At 38.1% G+C, this 21,384-nt stretch carries 20 protein-coding genes; 19 read left to right on the top strand and 1 reads right to left on the bottom strand.

Annotation, left to right across the window (positions count from 1 at the left end; genetic code table 11):
* Positions 1-14 precede the first annotated feature (14 nt).
* The 3 genes from ASG16_RS03325 to csrA are packed head-to-tail and all read left to right on the top strand — an operon-like array spanning position 15 to position 1,285.
* Positions 15-593 (top strand): DUF6470 family protein, encoded by a 579-nt coding sequence (locus ASG16_RS03325; RefSeq protein ID WP_056487017.1) that lies wholly within the window; start codon positions 15-17, stop codon positions 591-593.
* Positions 594-606: 13 nt separating this feature from the next.
* Positions 607-1,023, top strand: coding sequence for a flagellar assembly protein FliW (locus ASG16_RS03320; RefSeq protein WP_056487020.1), 417 nt, complete (start codon positions 607-609; stop codon positions 1,021-1,023).
* 13 nt (positions 1,024-1,036) lie between these two features.
* On the top strand, positions 1,037-1,285 hold the full coding sequence (gene csrA, locus ASG16_RS03315) for a carbon storage regulator CsrA (RefSeq protein ID WP_056487023.1): 249 nt from the start codon (positions 1,037-1,039) through the stop codon (positions 1,283-1,285).
* A gap of 76 nt (positions 1,286-1,361) precedes the next feature.
* Here the strand turns inward: csrA and fliB are convergent, their stop codons facing one another.
* Positions 1,362-2,600: a flagellin lysine-N-methylase gene (gene fliB, locus ASG16_RS03310; RefSeq protein WP_056487026.1), complete on the bottom strand. Its 1,239-nt coding sequence runs from the start codon at positions 2,598-2,600 to the stop codon at positions 1,362-1,364.
* A 240-nt stretch (positions 2,601-2,840) separates the two neighbouring features.
* Between fliB and ASG16_RS03305 the strand changes: the two genes are divergently transcribed.
* The 16 genes from ASG16_RS03305 to rfbB all read left to right on the top strand — a co-directional run bounded on the left by ASG16_RS03305 (position 2,841) and on the right by rfbB (position 21,381).
* Positions 2,841-3,665, top strand: a complete 825-nt coding sequence (locus ASG16_RS03305; RefSeq protein ID WP_048035026.1) for a flagellin N-terminal helical domain-containing protein — start codon at positions 2,841-2,843, stop codon at positions 3,663-3,665.
* A gap of 78 nt (positions 3,666-3,743) precedes the next feature.
* Positions 3,744-5,696 carry a glycosyltransferase family 2 protein gene (locus ASG16_RS03300; protein ID WP_056487029.1) on the top strand — a complete coding sequence of 651 codons (1,953 nt, stop codon included), beginning with the start codon at positions 3,744-3,746 and terminating at the stop codon, positions 5,694-5,696.
* Positions 5,697-5,784: 88 nt separating this feature from the next.
* A complete protein-coding gene (locus ASG16_RS03295) occupies positions 5,785-7,872 on the top strand; it encodes a glycosyltransferase (protein WP_056487032.1) in 2,088 nt (695 codons plus the stop codon).
* A 3-nt stretch (positions 7,873-7,875) separates the two neighbouring features.
* Positions 7,876-10,299, top strand: coding sequence for a glycosyltransferase (locus tag ASG16_RS03290; protein ID WP_056487035.1), 2,424 nt, complete (start codon positions 7,876-7,878; stop codon positions 10,297-10,299).
* An 18-nt stretch (positions 10,300-10,317) separates the two neighbouring features.
* Positions 10,318-11,445 (top strand): dTDP-4-amino-4,6-dideoxygalactose transaminase, encoded by a 1,128-nt coding sequence (gene rffA, locus ASG16_RS03285; RefSeq protein ID WP_056487038.1) that lies wholly within the window; start codon positions 10,318-10,320, stop codon positions 11,443-11,445.
* A 17-nt stretch (positions 11,446-11,462) separates the two neighbouring features.
* A complete protein-coding gene (locus ASG16_RS03280) occupies positions 11,463-12,932 on the top strand; it encodes a glycosyltransferase family protein (protein ID WP_056487041.1) in 1,470 nt (489 codons plus the stop codon).
* Positions 12,933-12,978: 46 nt separating this feature from the next.
* Positions 12,979-13,863: a methionyl-tRNA formyltransferase gene (locus tag ASG16_RS03275; RefSeq protein WP_056487044.1), complete on the top strand. Its 885-nt coding sequence runs from the start codon at positions 12,979-12,981 to the stop codon at positions 13,861-13,863.
* Positions 13,823-15,025 carry a DUF1919 domain-containing protein gene (locus ASG16_RS03270; protein WP_056487047.1) on the top strand — a complete coding sequence of 401 codons (1,203 nt, stop codon included), beginning with the start codon at positions 13,823-13,825 and terminating at the stop codon, positions 15,023-15,025. The genes ASG16_RS03275 and ASG16_RS03270 overlap by 41 nt, the downstream gene beginning before the upstream one ends.
* A 38-nt stretch (positions 15,026-15,063) precedes the next feature.
* Positions 15,064-16,140, top strand: coding sequence for a glycosyltransferase family 2 protein (locus tag ASG16_RS03265; RefSeq protein ID WP_056487050.1), 1,077 nt, complete (start codon positions 15,064-15,066; stop codon positions 16,138-16,140).
* A 97-nt stretch (positions 16,141-16,237) separates the two neighbouring features.
* Positions 16,238-16,585, top strand: a complete 348-nt coding sequence (flaG, locus tag ASG16_RS03260; protein ID WP_056487053.1) for a flagellar protein FlaG — start codon at positions 16,238-16,240, stop codon at positions 16,583-16,585.
* A gap of 11 nt (positions 16,586-16,596) precedes the next feature.
* Positions 16,597-18,093 carry a flagellar filament capping protein FliD gene (gene fliD / locus ASG16_RS03255; protein WP_056487056.1) on the top strand — a complete coding sequence of 499 codons (1,497 nt, stop codon included), beginning with the start codon at positions 16,597-16,599 and terminating at the stop codon, positions 18,091-18,093.
* Positions 18,094-18,105: 12 nt separating this feature from the next.
* Complete coding sequence (gene fliS, locus ASG16_RS03250; protein WP_048035016.1) at positions 18,106-18,483, top strand: flagellar export chaperone FliS; 378 nt, start codon at positions 18,106-18,108, stop codon at positions 18,481-18,483.
* Between the two features lie 10 nt (positions 18,484-18,493).
* Complete coding sequence (gene fliT, locus ASG16_RS03245) at positions 18,494-18,853, top strand: flagellar protein FliT (protein ID WP_056487059.1); 360 nt, start codon at positions 18,494-18,496, stop codon at positions 18,851-18,853.
* Between the two features lie 200 nt (positions 18,854-19,053).
* On the top strand, positions 19,054-19,794 hold the full coding sequence (locus tag ASG16_RS03240) for a sugar phosphate nucleotidyltransferase (RefSeq protein WP_056487062.1): 741 nt from the start codon (positions 19,054-19,056) through the stop codon (positions 19,792-19,794).
* Between the two features lie 16 nt (positions 19,795-19,810).
* Positions 19,811-20,356 (top strand): dTDP-4-dehydrorhamnose 3,5-epimerase, encoded by a 546-nt coding sequence (rfbC, locus tag ASG16_RS03235; RefSeq protein ID WP_056487065.1) that lies wholly within the window; start codon positions 19,811-19,813, stop codon positions 20,354-20,356.
* A gap of 14 nt (positions 20,357-20,370) precedes the next feature.
* Entirely contained in the window at positions 20,371-21,381 is a 1,011-nt protein-coding gene (rfbB, locus tag ASG16_RS03230) for a dTDP-glucose 4,6-dehydratase (RefSeq protein WP_056487068.1), read from the top strand.
* Positions 21,382-21,384: the final 3 nt, after the last annotated feature.

Below are 21,384 nucleotides of genomic sequence, written 5' to 3'. Positions count from 1 at the left end.
AATGAGGTGGGTCTATGCAGATTCCTCAACTTAGAATGGAAAGCTCTTTTGCTCGATTAGGACTAAATGTGACAAAGGCAACACATGAAATAAAGCAACCGCAAGCCGAAATGAATCTTCGTCAACAGCCAGCTGAGCTTACGATTGAACAAGCCCGGACCGAATTGCAGATTGATTCTAGTCAGGCAAGGGCCAATATTGGAATCATGACTCCCATGCAGTTTAGTGACAGCAATGCCTCTTACGGATATCAGAAAGCGATGCAAGCTATTGCAGAGAAGAGTCAAGAAGGCGATCGGCTGATGAGAATTCATACCAAGGAGAATGCAATCGCAGCCATCGGAAGAGAGCGAGGTATGCGGGTGCTGGATAGTGGTTATTCTCCTCCAGCATCTTCGGGGGACGAGGGTGTCGACATAAGTATTCAGCTCAAGCCAGTAGTTATCAACGTAAAACGAAATGGAATGAGTATGGACCCGGTGATCCGACCGCCTGAATTTACGTATATACCAGGCAAAGTAGAGCCGTACATCTTACAGCAAAATAGCTTGAAAATAGAGGTCGTTGGTAGCCAGTTGGACCGAATGATGTAAGTGAGGGGAAAACATGAACGCAAGTCAGCAGGTAGAATTAGGCAAGCTATTTTTTGAAGACGGCATTCCTGGATTTTCTCATTTGCAGTTTTTTCAATTGATACAGGAAGAAGAGAGTCCCTTTTTTCTCATTCAGTCAACAGAAGAAAAGGATATTGGTTTTTGGGTGGTAAATCCTTTTTCTTTCTTCCCTGATTATCGATTTACTCTCCCTGAGGTATCGAAAGAGGCGTTGCGTATGGAAGAGGATTCTCCTGTCGTTGTGTTTTCTATCGTTACCATTCGGGGCAAAAATCAAGCTTCAGTCAATTTGAAGGCTCCTATCGTGCTTAATTTAGCTAATCGAATGGGCAAGCAGGTCATTTTGCAGGAAGATTCGTATCCTATCCGCCAGCCGTTGTTCTCGCAACAAGCTGCGGATACTGAATAGGTGGTGTCCAAACATGCTGGTCCTTTCTCGAAAGAAAAATGAATCCATAATGATTGGTGACACCATCGAAATCAAGATTATTTCAATTGATGGGGATCAAGTTCGGATTGGGATTGAAGCTCCACGGAAACTGGATGTGTATCGAAAGGAAATCTACGATGCCATTCAGGAGGAAAATAGGCAGGCAACGACTCAAGATACGGATTGGTCGGCTTTGAAACAGCTTATGCAAATGAATCAGAAACCGGAAGATGATCAATAGATCATCTTTTTCTTTTTTATAAAATAAAAGAGGCTGCATCGAGTGTGCTCGGCAGCCATGTGTGAAACGAGAGTCCTTACTCATTTTTTAGGAAAATAGCCATTCCTGCTATTGACACGAACCCTCGTCTTTGCAGATAGTCATAAGCAATTTGTAAATATCTCGAATTGTGCTCAACAGTTTTAGAAAAGGATTGAATTAAGGTAATGACATGATCTACAGTTAGATTTTCTTTGTAGAAACCCGAGATTCCAATAAGGTGCATTTTAATTAGACTATATTGTAAGGCAAGGGAGACGTAATTTTCAAACACGTTATATTGACCGTAAAAAGGAAAAGTATACTTGTAAATATAATTGACCAGATAGTTCTCAAGAATGTATGAATGGTTAGCAATAAATGGTCGGTAGTAGGAATTATAAGCAATCTGGTAATTATGATTTGTCTGTTCAAGGGTATATCCATCTTCGTAAGAAAGCCCCTTTAAAAAGGTATTGAAGATGTCTAAGTAACGTTGGTTTTCTGTCCCAATATGAATTCGAAGGCTAATTAATTCAGTAAGCAGTTGAACTTGTGCTGTACTTTCAATTGGAATATTAGCCAATGCATCGCGAAGAGTATCCGTTCTAACTAACGTACGGTAATCCTCAATTAACTGCGGAATAGTTGAAATAATGCCATTATCAATCGTCTCTTGTACGTTTTGATAGAACAATCCTAGCATAAGGATACGATCAGTGATGGTGTATTGCCGATTCTGTATTAACTCTATTGAAAAGATACGTAAATCCCAAAAGTAAAACTGTATGTGGTCAGGTGTGAGTGAGTCAGGGTTTAGTTGAGATTGGAAAGAATACTTCTCACGAGATTTTGAAGGGACCTGAAAAAATTCCATTGGTTCTGGATTTAATAACGCCAAACGCGCCGCTTCAGGACAGGACATGCTGGCTGATTGTTCAAAACTCCCATTAATAATGTTTGTGACGCGTGGATAAGAGGAGCAAGTAGTGGACAGATAGTCTTCACCCAGTTTTAATTGAATTTCACAAAGGCCCTCCGGAGAGAGCATGGAGCAGCTTTGACATCCCGACAATAGGATGCTTGCATAGTGAGAATCGGAAGGAGTGGAACGATTTCTTGTGATTTCTGCATCTAGTTTCTTGGCAAGTTGAGTGTCTTTTACTTTTTTATACTTTTTGTAGGTTGATTTATCTATTGGTACACTCCAGCCTTTGCAACAGGTATCCTCACAGGAAGAGCCAATGCATTGGAATTGTTCCAGATATTTAGGAACTAGAATAATCTGTTTGGTCATCGAATAATCCTCCTTTTTCCCCTACTAATACTATTCGGAGATTCCAGCTTCTTTAATAAGAACAATCCGTAGAAAAATAAAAAATGAAGAAAAAACTCGAAAAATGCTAATGCAGATATGAAGAGAATCCGATAATAGAAATGTAGAGAGGAAGTTGCAAGCGCGCGATTGCGATTGAATCTCAAAATATAGGAACAGTCACAGGGACGTGACTGTCGAAAACTCAAGGAGGAATTACACATGATTATCCAACACAATATGTCGGCGATCAACACTCATCGTCAACTCGGCGTTAACGCTGGCAACCTGTCCAAAAACGTAGAGAAACTGTCTTCTGGCTACCGCATCAACCGTGCGGCTGACGATGCTGCTGGTCTCTCCATCTCCGAGCGTATGCGTGCACAAATCCGTGGTATGGAGCAAGCTTCCCGCAACTCCCAAGACGGTATCTCTCTGATTCAAACAGCTGAGGGTGCTCTGCAAACAGTTAACAACATGCTGGTTCGTGTAAAAGAATTGGCTACTCAAGCTGCTAACGGTACTTACAGCAAAACAGACGACCTTGCTCGTATTCAAGAAGAGTTGGTTGAACTGGGTAAAGAAGTAACAAATATTAAAGACAACACAAAATTCAATGGCATCAAATTGCTGGATGAATCTGCTGGTACAATTTCTCTGCAAATTGGTCAAGAGCACACGCAAGTTCTCGGTCTGAATTCTGCAAGCTTTAGCTTGTCTGGTGTAAACGTAGCAATGAATACAACTTGGAAGCTGAACGACCAAGCGGAAGCAAGCAAAGTATTGAGCACTATTGATGCTCAAATCAACGCAGTAAGTTCTGCACGTTCTTACTTGGGTGCGAACCAAAACCGTTTGGAAAACACAATCAATAACCTGAACACAACTTCCGAGAACCTCACTGCTGCTGAATCCCGTATCCGCGACGTTGATATGGCGAAAGAGCAAATGCAATTCACTAAGAACAATATTCTTACTCAAGCTGCTCAAGCTATGCTTGCTCAAGCTAACCAACTGCCACAAGGCGTATTGCAACTTCTCCGCTAAATGTAAGTTTAAAAGAGAGCAAGGTTTCCTTGCTCTCTTTTTTAGAATCTATTTTTAAGAGAGAGGACTTACCGTTCCATGAAAATATCTGTTTCGGCCTGTGTCATTACAAAAAATGAAGAGAAGAATCTGCCTGTTTGCCTAAAAAGTATACAATCCATTGTCTCGGAAATCATTGTAGTGGATACAGGATCAACAGATCGAACGGTTCAAATAGCAAAAGAATTTGGAGCGAGAGTGTTTTCTTTTGAATGGATACATGATTTTGCAGCAGCTAGAAATTATGCGATCGAACAGGCGTCATCAGATTGGATCATTTTTTTGGATGCAGATGAGTATTTTTCCCCTGATTGCGTGCAATATCTTCCTGGAGCAATTTTGGAAGCAACTCAGAAAGAGTTAGATATGATTTTGTGTATGATGTCCCATATCGAGCCGAAAACAGGTAAATTGACCTTCTCTAATATTCACATTCGGATATTCAGAAATCACCCGCAAATTCGTTATGTGGGTGCTATTCACGAGCGAATTGTACGGATGGATAAACCAGCTCAGGCTTTGGATGTCCAACAAGATATTACGATCATTCATACAGGATACTGTGATGAAGATTTGCATACAAAGGAAAAGGGAAAGCGTAATCTCGAAATTTTGTTTAGCGAATTACAAAAAAAACCAGACAGTTTCGATTTGTTATTTTATATCGCAGAGTCTTATTTAGTAGATAAAAAATACGAAGAGGCACTTGAATATGCGAAGCGTGCACAAAAATATAGAAACTCTGGGCTAAAGGGCGTTTATGAAAAAAATTATGTAAATATCATTAAATGCCTAAATCAACTTGGAGAGCAAGAAAAAGTTATTTTACAAACAATACTGGAGGCCATTGAAGAATATCCGAATTATCCTGATTTATATCTCTTATTGGGGGATGCTCATAAAAGATCTTATCGTTATAGAGATGCCATTCATGTTTATCAAATAGGAGTAAATTTACTGAACCAGTCATCTATTGCACAGTCAAATGGTTATGCTACTGCAGCAAAGGTTTTAGACAGTGTAGGCTTTTTATACAGCAAACTAAGGGAATGGAATCAGTCCGTCACGTATCATGTACAGGCTCTTCAAATAGATAAGTTCCTATATACTTCATTAGTTAACTTGATAAGTGTACTTGGACGCTTTGAAAAACCTGATACTGTAGTTGCATTCCTCGACAAAATATACGAACGGAGTAATATTCGAGAGTGCCTATATCTGTTCAGGGCTTCTTTGGAGTCAAATAATATTGGAGTAGCCACTATTCTGCTGAAAAATCTACCTGAGAAAGACCCGGCATTAAAAGAGTTTAAAGCAATATTTGATTTTCTCACTGGCAATTATGAGCATGCTTATAGCGTATTTTGTGATTTGTATCGAGAGACATCAACAATAGAGTATGCATATGGGGCATTGGCTGCAGCATGGAAAAAGAACAATCCAAATTACTATACCGATCTTCAAAATCTGTTTTCTAACGATAGCGAGTTGCACCAACTAACATTGAATATTTTAGGGGACACATCCCAATTTAATATAGATAAAAAAAGCATGCTTATGTTTTTGATTTATGTATGTGGAACGTTAAAAATATCCGATTTCCAATTACTCTTTGATGTAGTAAAAAAATCAAACTTGTATTTGGAGATGGCTGAATATCTGTACATTCAAGAAAAATATGTAGATGCTTATCAGTTTTACAATGTGTTTCTCGAGCAAGGAGAACAGCTACCGAGTAACAGACTTGCAGAGATTACATTTAAAGTGGGAGATTGCTTATTACAATGTGGATTACATGAACATGCATGGGCTTTTCTACAGAAAGCACATTCTCTTGTACCAGAAGATTTTCGTGTGTATGAATCCTTGTTTGAGTTAGCCAAACATAGCAAACGTGTGCATGAAGTGAAGAGTGTCTTGGAAACTGCGATAAGAAAATATCCAGATTCTAACTTCTTAAGAAACATCAAAGAACAATTGATACTAGCATAATTGTCTTCCAAGACTTTTCTCCAGGGAAGATAGAGACCGTGGTCTCTCTTTTTTTTCTAAATAACGCATGGGCGGATTAGGTGATCGAATGAAAACCAGCATCGTTATTCTCACACACAATCATTTAGAGGTAACCAAACTTTGCATAGAAAGCATACGTCAGTATACGAATCCACAAAGTTATGAACTGATTGTAGTTGATAATGCCTCAACAGATGGAACGACTCAGTGGTTGTCAGAGCAGCAGGATATCCGTAGTATTTTCAACACCCAAAATATGGGGTTCCCAGCAGGGTGTAATCAGGGAATGAAAATAGCAATCGGTGACAACATTATGCTCTTAAATAATGATGTCGTAGTAACAAAGGGATGGCTAGAGAACTTGCTGACATGCTTGTATAGTCAGGATAATATCGGTGCTGTTGGGCCAATTACAAATAGATGTGCTTACTATCAGACTATCCCGGTAAGCTATCAAACTCTAGAAGAGATGCAGCCTTTTGCTGCAAAACATAATTCAAGTAATTCGGCCCTTTGGGAAGAACGTTTAAAATTAATCGGGTATGCTTTTCTCTTTAAGAGAGTTGTCTATGAAAAGGTTGGCGAGCTGGACGAGATTTTCAGCCCGGGCAATTTTGAAGACGATGATTATTCGCTTCGAATCAGACAAGCTGGCTATAAACTGATTTTGTGCAAAGACACATTTATTCATCATTTTGGTTCGGTTTCTTTTAATGAGAAACCGAAGGAGTATCAGTCTTTGCTAAAAAGAAATGAAGAGAAGTTTGTTGAGAAATGGGGATTTGATTCCCAAAAAACGATGCTAATTCGCTATGAAATTCTTCCACTGATCAAACATGACAAAGAAGACTCATTTTCTTTGCTGGAGATTGGTTCTGGATGCGGTGGCACGCTGTTACAAGTAAAAAATAGTTTTTCTAAATCAAAAGTTTATGGATTTGATTCTCAGGAAGCGGCTGCGAGACAAGCTTCTTCTTTTGCTGATGTCAGGACTGGTGATTGGGAAAGTTTTGATTCCCAGTATACAGGAGAGTTGTTTGAGTACATCGTTATCAACAATGTGCTTGAAAAAGTAGCGAATCCTATTGCGTTTATAGAAAAAGCAAAATCATTGCTGCACCCAGCCGGCTCTTTGATCATGATCAACAAAAATTTAAACCATATTCATGTCATAGAAGGATTGGCAAAAGGCGTTTCTCCATTTGCGTACGATGAGAAGCGGTACTTCACATTTAACGAGCTCACCGAAATGCTCGGGATTGCAGGCTTTTCACAAGTAGAGTACAGTTCACATCCGATATGGTTGAATAAGTCTACAGTTGAGTTTATGGAAAGCCTCATCCCTCATGCGAACGAGCAAATGAAAAATTATTATCGTACTTATGAATTTGTACTGAAAGCCACGGCTGATTCAGCATTTCCGTCTATTTCTATAGAAGAATTGCAACGTGGAGAGAATGTAGATCTTCAATTGCAAGCCTTGCGCGATGTAGGTTGTGATCGGGTAATTGAGAAGGTCATGACGGAAGCCAATGACAGAATTGCGACGTTAAATCTGCTAGCCGTGAAAAATTTTGAACATGGTTATCTCGAAGATGTCATTCCCTATTTACAAAAGGCTTATGAATTAGACGAACGCAATCTGGATACTCTATACAATTTATCTGCTGTTATGGAAATCAGCGGAGAAACAGAGCTGGCAGCATGGTACGCAGAGCAGATTAGCAAGGTTTCCGGTGAAGATATGGAGACGTTACCTGAACCATTCGATAGGCAGCGACTTAAATTTTTGTTGCGCCGGATTGAGTTCGGTGTTCAAAGTGAGGAAACAGTTTTAGAGCTACTGAACGGACTCAAGCAAGCGGTTGTTTCTGTAGAAGAGATTATAAATGTAGTAGCAGATGACGTGGTAAATAAAGTAGAGGCTCTCAATCTTATCGCCGTACTTTGTTATGAGAACCACTTGCATGAGGAGGTTATCCCTCTACTTCAAGCTGCCTATGATATCAATCGCTTGGAACATCACACACTGTATAATTTGGCATTTGTCATGAATGCATACGGTGAAAAACAACTAGCATTATCCTTCGCACAGCAGATTGAGCAGCCAGATGAGACTGTACTTGAGCTAATGGCTGCAATCAAAGGAGCATAACAGATGAATGACAAGAAAATCTGCTTTATCTATTGTGTAAAAGACCAGCGATTGTTTGAGGAATCAGTTAAGTTTTTACACGCTTTAGAGATTCCAGAGGGTCATGAGATAGAGGTTTTACCTGTACTGGATGCTCCCAGTGTGGCTGCTGGATACAATTATGCGATGAAAACCAGCGATGCGAAGTACAAGGTGTATCTTCATGAAGATGTATCTATCATTAATAAAAAGTTTGTGGAAGACATCCTGGAAGTGTTTCGCAATGACCCTGAAGTAGGAATGCTGGGGTTGATGGGAGCTAAGGAGCTATCCCCCAACGCTATCTGGTGGGAAAGCAAAGAGCTATTCGGGAAGGTATACGACAGTCATACAGGAAAAATGCAGCTATTAGCTTTTCAGGAAGTAGAGAAAGCATATCAAAGTGTAGAAGTCATCGATGGAATTTTGATGGCTACACAGTATGATATTCCGTGGAAAGAAGAAATCTTTGATGGCTGGGATTTTTATGATATGTCCCAGAGTATAGAGTTCTTACAGAACGGATTAAAAGTAGTTATTCCTAGACAAGATGCTCCATGGACGCTGCATGATTGCGGTATCGTAGAGGCAGAACATTATTACTACTACAAAAGCTTGTTTATTCACCATTATGAGTGGAAGAAAGCAGAGAACAAGAATCTTCCGCTCGTGAGTATTTTAATACCTACTTACAATCGTCCTCAATTATTTGAGTTGGCTTTAAGAAGTGCGTTAGGCCAAACCTATCCTAATATAGAAGTGATTATTGGCGATGACAGTACCAATGACGACACGCAAAATCTCATAAAAAAATATTTACATCTGTTTAGTAATTTAAGATACATCAGGAACGAAAAAAACTTGGGCCAGTTTGAAAACGATTTAAAACTATTCGAATTGGCTGCAGGTGATTATGTGAATTTTCTTATGGATGATGATTATTTTCATCCCGAAAAAATTCAAAAGATGATTGCGTATTTCCTAATGGATGAAAAAGAACAAATTTCGATAGTAACATCTCATCGTCTGTTAGTGGATAGCTATGGAAAGAAAATTGAACAAGCGGAATTGAACAAGCAGATATTCGAGCAAGATACAATTTTAGATGGCGTTATGTTTGGTGAACTAGTATTAATATCCAATGCAAATATAATCGGTGAACCAACTACGCCATTATTCCGGAAAAGTGCTCTTAAATCTCCTTTTGGTACCTTTTGTGGACGAGAATACGGTTGCAATGTAGATATGGCTACTTGGCTAAATTTATTAGTAGAAGGGAATATCGTATATATTGCTGAGACATTAAGTTATTTTCGTATTCACAATGGGCAACAATTGCAATCTGAAAAAATGTTGATTGCAGGTGCTGCTGATTATTTGCATGAGGTACTTAATGCACCTAAAATGGGGTATTTTAAAGATGAGGAAAAATATCTAAGTGCTCTTGAACATAGCAAAAAATATGCTGAATCGGTTATCGAAAGAGTTGGTTATGATTCAGATAAAAAAGGAATGGATGAACTTAAGGTATTATACGGTAATTTAGAAGTCTTATTTAATAAAAAAAATACTTCTCATCGATTAAACAATGAGCCATTAGTTAGCGTATTAATTCCTGCTTTTAATCATGTGGAAAATATAGAGGCTCAAATACAGAGTGTTCTTAATCAGTCCTATACAAATATAGAAATTATTGCGGATGCAACTTGTGAGGGATTTTTCAACAATAATTTTCCAAAAACGGTAAATATAAAATTTATAAATACGAATCACACTGATGAAATATCAGCCATATATCAATTGAATATGTTTGCTATGGGGGAATATATTTATATATTGCAAGAAGGAGTAATCCTATTCAAAGATAACTTTGAAAAAAAAATCAATACCTTTTTAACACCAGGTAATGAAACAATTACATCCGTGATTGCTTCAAATTGTCATAGTGTTTTAGAAGAGTTTGATGAAGTTGTATCTATTAATAATTATTTAGTTGGGTATTATTTTAGAAACATGCGAATTTTATTTGATGGATTTTTTGAAAAGAAATGCTTCACAAGTCAAATAGATTCAGTAAAAGGAACAAATTTTATAAAGCACAATTTTATCTTTCTAGTATTGAGGGCCTTAGTACAGGAAAACACACTGTTCTTAGAAAAAGTATATTTTGACAAAAAAAATTCGGATAATGCTATGAATCTAATTGATCGGATTAAAGTGGCTCTCAGTTGCCAATATTGGGGGATTTTAATTGATGATCGTGAGTACTTAGAAGTGATTAATAATTGTCATAGTCATGCTGTTGAACTTTTGCTTAATAATAATTATAGCGAACCAAACATATTATTGTTGGAACCATATGAGAAACATTTACGAGAACTAAATAGGAAAATGATTAGTTTATTATAATTTCTCAGAGGAGAACATATGATTAAATTTAATATTCCAGCGGTAATTGGCAATGAGGAAAAGTTTATACGTGATGTGATAGGTTACAAGAAGTTTTCAGGAGATGGAGATTTTAATAGAAAATGTGCGAATTGGATTGAGCAAAACTTTAGTTGTCACAAATCACTTATCACATCCTCTTGCACTCATTCTTTAGAAATGGCTGCAATATTAGCTGATGTTAAAGAGGGGGACGAAGTGATTATGCCCTCTTTTACTTTCGTATCCACTGCAAATGCGTTTGCATTAAGAGGAGCAAAAATTGTATTTGTTGATATTAGAAAAGATACCATGAATATAGATGAGAAACTAATTGAGGCAGCAATCACAAGAAAAACCAAAGTAATTGTACTCGTACATTATGCAGGGGTATCTTGTGAAATGAATTACATTATGATGTTGGCAAAAAAATACAATGTTATTGTAGTTGAGGATGCAGCTCAAGGTGTTATGAGTACTTACGAAGATAAACCCTTAGGAACAATAGCACACTTTGGATGTTACAGTTTTCATGAAACTAAAAATATTCATTGTGGAGAAGGAGGAGCTCTATTAGTAAATGATGTCAGTTATGTAGAACGATCAGAAATTATACGGGAGAAAGGAACTGACAGATCCCGATTCTTTAGGGGACAAATAGACAAATATAGTTGGGTTGATTTAGGCTCCTCATACTTATTAAGTGAATTTAATGCTGGGTTTCTTTTCGGACAATTACAAAATGCTGTCCACATTACAAATGATCGATTAAAAAGCTGGGATGAATATTATTTCAGTTTAAAGGAATTAAGTGATAAAGAGTATATTGAACTGCCGACGATTCCAGATGAATGTAAGCATAATGGACATATTTTTTATATTAAAGTTAAAGATAGGACAGAGAGAGCAAAGTTAATTAGCTTTTTAAAAGATCAAGGAATCATGAGCGTTTTTCACTATATTCCTTTACATTCGTCTCAAGCTGGAAAAAAATTCGGGAGATTTAATGGTATTGATAGATACACAACGAGTGAAAGTGAAAGATTAGTAAGGTTGCCTCTATTTTATAATATGGACAGTGAAACAATATTATATATTATCGAGAAGATTAGACGTTTTTTCCAATGACACCTTGGGGGTAGGCAATGTCGATAAAGGCAAATAGGTTATTATTTGAGAAGCTGGCAACTCATGCTTTTTCACCTCTTGATAAATCAAATCTAAATAAAGTTGTAATTTCCGCTAATCTTGCAGCAACTAGTGCATGGCTTGCTTTTCCGGGGTTTTATTGTCATAGACAGTTAGAGAGAGTACTTTTAAATGTTTCTGAAATTTTGCCGGTATCATGTTTATCACATCAATATGGAATCCCATCTTCGATAGATGATGGTCGTAGAGTGCTTCATGTTTTAAGTACTGCCTATGATGTTGGCGGTCATACAAGGCTTGTCGAAAGATGGATTAATAATAGATTACAGAATGAACGTCATGCTGTTGTACTTACAAATCAAACGGAACTTGGTTTTGAGAACGCAATTCCTTCTTGGTTATTACAAGCTGTTAATAAGGCTGGTGGAGAATGCATTTCAATTTCCGATAGTTACTCAGTGATTGAAAAAGCTCAAGTTTTAAGATCACTTGCATACGAGTGGGCTGATATAGTTGTTCTTCATACTCATCCAAACGACTCTATTCCCTTAATAGCATTTGGCGTTCCGGACGGGCCACCAATAATTTTATTGAATCATGCAGATCACGTATTTTGGATGGGAAGTAGTATTTCAGATTCTGTGATCGATGTAAGAAAACCTGCAAATGTATTGACAAAGGGGCGGAGATTTGTAAGACAAACACACTTATTACCATTACCGTTAGATGGAGCACCTGAACAAAGTAAAAAAATTTCGAGAGAAAAGATAGGAATTGATAACGACAAAGTTGTGTTACTTTCAATTGCTACTCCTGAAAAATATGAACCGATCGGAGAGTATAGTTTTATTAAAAGTAGTACAGAGATACTTAAGAGAAATTTAAATTCAATACTCATTGTTGTAGGTCCTGATTCAAATAATGCTTTGTGGCAAAAAGCTATTGAAGAAACGAATGGTAGGATATTACTTACTGGCTTGCAAAGAGATGTGACTCAATTTTATTCAATTGCTGATATTTATTTAGAGAGCTTTCCATTTGGATCTTTTACTGCAGCTTTAGACGCGTGCCTGTTTGGGATACCGGTGGTTAAGGCACCAAAACCACTTTCGCCTTTACTAACTGTAGAAAGATACAATGGAATGAGTGACAATGCGATAAATTTTGAATCTTATATAGATCAGGTAGAAAACTATATAATAAATAGAGCTTTAAGGGAAATAGATGGTGAAAAACAGAAAAAAGACGTCACAGATAATCATGTTGGTAGTGGTTGGAAGAATAAACTTCAACAGGTAATCCAGAGTGTTCCTGATAGACATGAAGTAAAATTCGGAGAAAACAGTCATGTTGATAAATTTGTTCATGAGTACGACTTGATATTAATGGAAATGTTAAAGCAACAAAGAAGACACGTTCAAATGTCTAGGTTCCTAGGATACTATCTACCAAAATTACTTTGTTGAGATAGATTTAAAAATAAAACGCCTAGGAGAGGAGAACGTTGATAATATGTTCACTTTTTATGCAATGAATAAAAAAGGGTTCTTTGTTATTAAAAATATAATAGAAAAATATAATCCGGAGATAATAGAAGCTGTAATTTCGAGTATTGATAAGAACGTTAAAAAGGATTATTACGATGATATAAAAAAATTATGTAAATCATATAAAGTCCCTTTTTTTGATAGAAATGATAAGGGATTTGTAGTCCAATCAAAATTTATATTCGCTATCGGTTGGAGGTGGTTAATACAAAATGAGGAGAGCAAGGTAATTATTTTTCATGACTCTTTACTACCTAAATACAGAGGATTTGCGCCCCTAGTTAGTTGTCTTATTAATGGAGAGAAAAAAATTGGGGTAACAGCGCTTTATGCATCTGAGCATTACGATGCAGGACAAATTATTAAACAGAAAGAAGTAGAGATATCCTTTCCTATCACAATTAGTGAAGCTATCACTAAAGTTCAAAGTATTTATTTGGAACTAGTCGTCGATATTATAGATCAACTTTTAACTGGCATTATTCCAAAGGGGTATGATCAGGATAGCACAAAAGCAAGTTATAGCTTATGGCGAGATGAATTGGATTATCATATAGATTGGCGGCAAGACTCAGAAGCTATTAGAAGATTTGTAGATGCTGTTGGCTTTCCTTTTAAAGGTGCTTACTCATTTATTAATAACAAAAGAATTAGAATTACCCGAGTTGAATTAGTAGAAGATGTTATAGTTGAAAATCGAAATAATATGGTAGGTAAAGTGATATTTCAGCATAATGACAATCCAATAGTAGTTTGTGGTAAAGGACTTATAAAAATTATAGAGGCTTTTGAAGATGAGGTGAATACAAATGCATTACCCTTTCAAAACTTCAGAACGAGATTATCCTAAAAAGGGTGAAAAAATGGAGGGGATCAGAGATTTAAAACATCTTATTGAAATGGCTAATGAGAGCATAGGGTCAAAAGTTTTTTATAGTGATTTTCCAAGGATTATTAATCAAATGATTGATTGCTTTGTTAAGTTAACCAATTCTTTTAATGATTTAAAACTAAATGATGATGTCAGAGAGGCAATGGATAATTTTGCTGATGTATTGGTCAAATTAGTTTCCATGTATGAAAGTGATAATATTAATATACAAGATGTAAGGGACTTTTTTTCTCGAAGTATAAACAATAGCTTTACCGAGTTTGAGTCAGTAATTAGAAGGCACGAGTTTATGCATAATAAAGCACTAATCAAAGTAAAAAGTCATAATGGAAGACGACGAGTGTGTCTGTATTTTTATGAAGAGGAAGAATTGTCTAAATGTAATGCCGATTCATTAATCGAGGTAAAGGACTTCTATAAAATTGACTATGATTATATAGCGATAAGCAGTAACAACTATAAAGACATTAAGAGTTTGCTCTTGGAGTTAAATATATTAAAAGAAAAAATATTACCCCCAGTAATGCCTTTTAAACCGAACGAGAGCTATTATTCATTTGATATTGAAGAATTTCTTCGTTTGAATAATCCCGATTTTAGTATTATTTCAGATAATTGCTGGGGCGCTTATCAATACAAGCGTCTAGGCTTACAATATAATACGCCTTTTATTTGGCTATATATAAGAAAAAACGAATATTTAAAACTACTAAACAATCTTTCGTACTACCTTTCCTGCAAACTGAAATTTATAAAAGTGGACGGAATTTCTCATCCTGTCGGTGTGTTAGACGATATTAAAATATATTTTAATCATAGCGCTAGTGAACGAGAAGCGGAAGATGCATGGAATAGAAGGTTGAAGAAGCTTAATTGGGATAACCTATTTATTCAAATGACTATCGAAAGTGAAGAGGAAGCATACGCGTTCGATAAACTACCCTATAAAAATAAGATCGCTTTTACTGAAAAAGACTATCAATTATACTCATGTTTTTGGATAAGTGAATGGGAGAAACCTAGTGTTAGAGAGCGGTATGAAGGTTTTTGGCAATTTGTTCATACTGAATCTCATAAATATTTCGATGTCGTTTCTTGGTTAAATAAAGTCCAAGAATAGTACTATAGTTGATTTCTCCCACTAGTGAGGGGGCTTATATGAAGAGGGTTTCATTGGCGATAATAACCAAGAATGAGGAAAATAAAATAAAGCGATGTTTATATAGTACAAAAAATGTAGTAGACGAAATCATCCTCGTAGACACGGGTTCCACCGACAACACTAAGCAAATCGCCATTGAATGTGGTGCAAAAGTCTACGATTTCCCTTGGACAGGTAGCTTTGCTGACGCACGTAATTACTCCCTTCAACAAGCAACAGGAGATTGGATTTTAGTACTGGATGCAGATGAGTACCTGGCGCCAGGTTCTGGAGATGCGATTAAAGAATTCATCTCAGGACCTCCAGCTATCGGACGTGTCAGCCAATTAAGCAATTATTTGGATAACGGAGAAATTCGCTATGAGAGCGTACCAATATCCAGATTATTTCCAAAGGGTGTCTATTACACGGGTAGTATCCACGAGCAAGTTGTTTCCGATTTGCCTCATCGAATGACTTCGATAACCGTCCATCACGATGGTTACTTCGAAACAGATAAGACGGGTAGGAATATCCCGTTGCTGGAAAAAGAACTTCAGAAAGACGGGAATAATCCCTACCTGCTCATGCAATTGGCAAGAGAACATAAAAACAAACAGGATTATGTACAAGCAGACTATTTCTTCTCTCAAGCTTATTTATATGCAACCAAGCAGGAAGGTTATTATCCCAAACTGGTTGTGGAATATCTCTATAACTTGATGAAAATCGGAAAGCTAGATACTGGTTATACAGTAATTCAAACGGAACAGAATCAGGTTCAATTGTCAAATTTCCCAGATTTCCACTTTGCGCTAGGGATGTTTTATATGGATTACGTTCTTAGCAATACTGCTGCTCACATTGATAAGTTACCCAGGATTGAAGCCTCGTTCCACAAATGCTTGGAACTGGGAGACAGAAAAGAGTTCGGCGGAATTATTGGCGCAGGGTCCTTTCTAGCAGCATACAATCTTGGGGTTTTCTATGAGGTAATTGGAGATCACAAGAAAGCAGTTGAATACTATCATTTTTCGGCAGATCATGATTACCAAAAGGCAAAAGAGCGTTTGAGCTTACTGATAAACGGGTAAAGCCTTATAATGGAATTTTTTTCGCAAGATCGTAAATGAATCTATCTTTTTTTCCGATATCTGTAGTAAGAATACTTTCTTATTGGAGGTAGGAAAAATGGATATCGGAGTAACCTCTTCACTGGGCAGAACATCTGCTAAAACGGACGGAGGTCAAGCTCAGGCAGAGGCTACAGTAAAGCCGATGCGACAGACAGAAGTCGTAGGGGAAAAAGCTGTTTCTAAGGAAGAGCTAAGCAAAGAGATTGACGGTATAAACAAATGGCTCCAGGCGACAAACACCCATGTTAAGTTTACGCTGCATGAAAAATTGAATGAGTATTATGTACAGGTCATCAACGATCAAACACAAGAAGTTATCCGCGAAATCCCTTCCAAAAAAATGATGGATATGGTCGCCAAAATCCATGAAATGGTCGGTTTGCTAGTAGATGAAAAAAGATAGGGGTTGAGATTATGCCAGCGATACGTTTTAGTGGGATGGCTTCAGGTTTAGATACCGAGAAAATGGTAAAAGAATTAATGAATGCCCGGAAGGAACCAATGAATCGACTGATTCGCGAAAAGCAGGTTACAGAGTGGAAACGCGATGCGTACCGCGAAATGAACAGCTTGCTCATGGATCTTCGTACATCGGTAGATTCACTTCGCTTTTCAGCCAGCTTTAATAAAAAGAAAGCAGTGTCTGAAAATGATGCGGCTGTGGCAGCCAATGTAGTAGGTAACCCGACACAAGCATCTTATGCGGTGAAAGTTGTGGGATTGGCAGAGGCTGAAATGCCTGCTTCGATGGCTATCGAACTTGATGCGAGTATTAAAGATACAACGACAGCAATTGGCGGAGGTACTTTAAATCTTACTATTAATGGTAAGGCAGTAACTGTCAATGGGTCAGAAACGCTTGACCAAGTCATTGCAAATATCAAAAAAGAAACAGGAATGGAAGCTACCTTCTCTGGGGGTAAGCTATGGATTGCCTCTACTCCGGGGATGGCATTGAATAGCAATGGTGACAAGGCATTTTCTTTTACGGCAAGTGGAGATACTAGCAAGCTGAAGGCGCCAGCCTCTGCGACTTCTTCAGATAGAACCGGAAAAGATGCAGAAGTGGTTATCAATGGTGTTACTTATACATCCAAAACCAACAAAATCACGGTTGACGGAGTAGAATTTACCCTAAAACAGCCTGGCGCCGCAATTAGTGTTAACAATCAGATTGACGAGGACAGTTTATTCAACACCATCAAGGGTTTCGTCACCAAGTACAACGAAACAATTGCAAAAATTAATGAAAAAGTTTCGGAGAAAAAGAACAAGGGTTATCAACCTTTGTTAGATGAGGAAAGGGAATCGCTTCCAGAAAAAACAGCGGAAAAGATGGAAGCGATGGCCAAGAGCGGGATGCTCCTGCGTGATTCCATTTTACAAAACGGTCTGGATAGTATGCGTAGAGCGCTCAGCATACCACTCGGTGGAACAGGAGTAAATACTGCGTTCGATACACTTTCTGAGATTGGGATTGGTGGACCTCCTAATGGAAAGTATGCGTATCAAGAAAACGGAAAGCTTTACATCGATGAGAACAAACTCCGTGCGGCGATTCGTACCAATGGGGAAGAGGTAACCAAGCTGTTTACCAGCTTCAGCAACGATCCTGCTGATAATGAAGGTACGAAATATCAAAAGAGCGGGGTTGCTGAACGATTATACAAAGATTTAACGAGAGTGATCGATAGAGTAACGAAAGAAGCGGGCAGTTCTACCTCTGTTACTGATGACAGTTTTCTTGGCAGGAAAATGAAAGGCGAAGAAGATGAAATCAGACAATGGAAAGATCGCTTGACAATGATTGAAAATCGCTATTACAAGCAATTTACTGCAATGGAGAAGATGATGTCCAAAGCACAGTCCCAAGGCAGTTGGTTTGCCCAAATGTTGGGTAAATCTCAATAAGGAGAGATGTAGATGTTACAAAATGCGGCACAGACATACCAGACGAATCAGGTAACGACCGCTACTCCTTCTGAGTTGACATTGATGTTGTACAATGGAGCAATCAAATTTTTAAAACAAGCAAAATCATCTTTGGAAGAACGTAACTATGCAAAAGCCCATGAATTTTGCTTGAAAGTCCAAAATATCTTGTATGAATTGATGTCTTCACTGAAAAAAGAGTATCCTATTTCTTATGAGTTTGACAAAATGTACGATTACATGTTGCGCAGAACAGTGGAAGCAAACATGAGAAAAGACGTAGAGATTTTGAGCGAAGTCGAGGATCTATTCATTCAGTTCCGTGATACCTGGAAAGAAGCCATGGTATTGGCGAAAAACCAGGGATGAGGAATATGTGATGGAGCAAAGAATAGACGAACTGTTGGGGAATTTGTATGAGAAGACGCAATCCCTTGCTCTGTTGGTAGAGAAAAAAGATTCAGACGTTGATGAATGGATGGGCTACCTTGACGAACGAGAGCAGCTTATGCAAGATATCCAAGCACTCGTCCAAGAAGGGTTCATTTTTACCGCGGATCAAAAGGAACAACTTCTTCAAATGAGTGAGATTAACGCGAGAATCTTGCCACAGATGGATCTTCGCAAACAGGAATTGACGCAGAAGATTGGAAATATCCAGCAGAATAAAGCTGTCCGACAGTTTTATAACAGTGAAGGACCTTCTGGATATGGAGCCTTTTTTGATCAAAAGAAATAGGAAATGATTATACATCTCTTGGAAAAGCTGTTGAAATCAATTTCACGGCACTTCTTTCCAAGAGGTGTTTCTTTTTCTGAACACGAACAAATTCAAGTGTAGTATCGTCGAAATTTAGACGATATAACAGGTAGGTAAACATTTTAAAGTAAGCAAATACATTCATAATAGAAGTCTTAACCATGAGAGGAGATTATAAGATGAAAGGCATTATTCTAGCAGGTGGAACAGGAACACGTCTTTTTCCTCTAACCAAAGTAACCAACAAGCACTTACTACCAGTTGGTAAATACCCGATGATTTACCACGCCATCTATAAATTAAAACAGGCGGGAATCACCGACATTCTCATTGTTACGGGTAGAGAGCATATGGGGGACGTCGTAAATTTGTTAGGCAGCGGTTACGAGTTTGAGGTTTCGTTTACATACAAAGTACAGGATCAGGCTGGGGGAATCGCTCAGGCTTTGGGCCTGGCAAAGGATTTTATAGGGGATGACCTGATGACGGTGATTCTTGGGGATAACGTGTTCCAAGATGATATTTCTCCGTTTGTTCAAAACTATATCCAACAAGGTGGCGGAGCGAAGATTTTGCTGCAACAAGTTCCAGACCCAAAAAGATACGGTGTAGCTGAATTATACGGTAACCAGATCGTATCTATTGAAGAGAAGCCCCAAGAGCCAAAGAGTGAGTATGCGGTCACAGGTATTTATATGTTCGACTCTAGCGTGTTTGATATTATTCAAACATTAAAACCGTCAGGACGTGGAGAGTTAGAGATTACAGATGTGAACAACGAATATATCGTCAGAAAACAATTGACCTATGATATCCTAAATGGATGGTGGACGGATGCAGGAACCCACCCTTCTTTGCAAAAAGCGAATCAACTAGCATATGGGCTAAATTTTGGAGAGTGCTTTGGTATTTTGAAATAAACGTTGGAGGATAATGATGAAAATTCATACTACAATGTTTGACGAGGTTTTCATTTTGGAGCCACAAGTTTTTGGTGATCACCGAGGCTACTTTATGGAGAGTTTTCATGCTGATAAATTGGCCGAGGTTGGGATAAGGCATTCATTTGTTCAGGATAATCAATCTCTTTCTGCCACAGCGGGTACAATCAGGGGACTGCACTATCAATTGTCACCTAAAGCACAAGCTAAGTTGGTTCGTGTTTTATCAGGAGCGATATTAGATGTAGTGGTAGATATTCGGAGAAAATCGCCTACCTATGGTAAGTCCCTACAAGTATTGCTTAGTGAGGAGAACAAGCAACAATTATATGTCCCGGAAGGCTTCGCGCATGGCTTTTGCACGTTAAGTGATAACACAGTCGTTTTTTATAAGGTAAATGAATATTATTCACCGGAACACGATCGAGGAATTCTTTGGAATGATCCTGATTTAGGAATTGAGTGGCCTGTAGAGACTCCTATTCTTTCAGAAAAAGACACCAAACAACCTCGATTACATCAAGCAGAAAATAACTTTTAGTAAGGAGTTATTGTATGAAGATACTGGTTACGGGCGGAGCTGGATTTATCGGAAGCAATTTTTTGCATTATATGCTTGCAAAATATCCAGAATATGAGTTCATCAATGTAGACAATCTTACGTATGCCGGGAACCTTGAGAATTTGCGAGACGTAGAAAGCTGCTCGAACTATCAGTTTGTTCATGGTGATATTACTGACCGAAATCTTGTGAATCAGCTTGTTTCACAAGGAATGGATATCATCGTGAATTTTGCTGCTGAATCCCATGTGGATCGCAGTATTACACAACCCGATTTATTTGTGAAAACCAATGTGTTAGGGACACAAACTCTCTTGGATGCGGCAAAGCAGTTTCAGGTCCAAAAATACGTACAGATTTCGACAGATGAGGTATATGGTTCACTTGGACCAACAGGATTGTTTACAGAAGAGACACCGCTTGCTCCGAATAGTCCATACTCGGCAAGTAAGGCTGCAGCCGATTTGTTGGTACGCGCCTACCATGAGACGTATGGATTGGCGGTCAATATTACGCGTTGCTCCAATAACTATGGTCCGTACCACTTCCCAGAAAAGTTGATACCGCTCATGGTCATTCATGCTTTACGCGGCAAACAATTGCCTGTGTATGGGGATGGATTGAATGTGCGGGATTGGCTGCATGTTAAGGATCATTGCGCTGCGATTGATCTTGTTATCCATCGCGGACGTTCTGGAGAAGTCTATAATGTTGGTGGTAACAATGAATGGACGAATATCGATATCGTCAAAACAATCCTGAAACAATTGGGGAAAAGTGAGGATTTAATCCAGTTCGTAAAAGATAGACCAGGGCATGATCGCCGATACGCAATCGACGCAACGAAACTTCGATCTCAATTAGGATGGGAACCAATATATACGTTTGAAAGCGGGATTGTCGAGACAATTGAGTGGTATGTATCGAATCAAAAGTGGTGGGAACGGATCCTGAATGGCCGATATCGAGATTACTATCAGCAACAGTACAATAAACTCTTGTAAGAG

It is taken from the genome of Brevibacillus sp. Leaf182, assembly GCF_001423865.2.
Classification (GTDB): domain Bacteria; phylum Bacillota; class Bacilli; order Brevibacillales; family Brevibacillaceae; genus Brevibacillus; species Brevibacillus brevis_C.
Note: the sequence above shows the minus strand (reverse complement) of the source record. Positions and strands in the feature narration are given on the sequence as shown.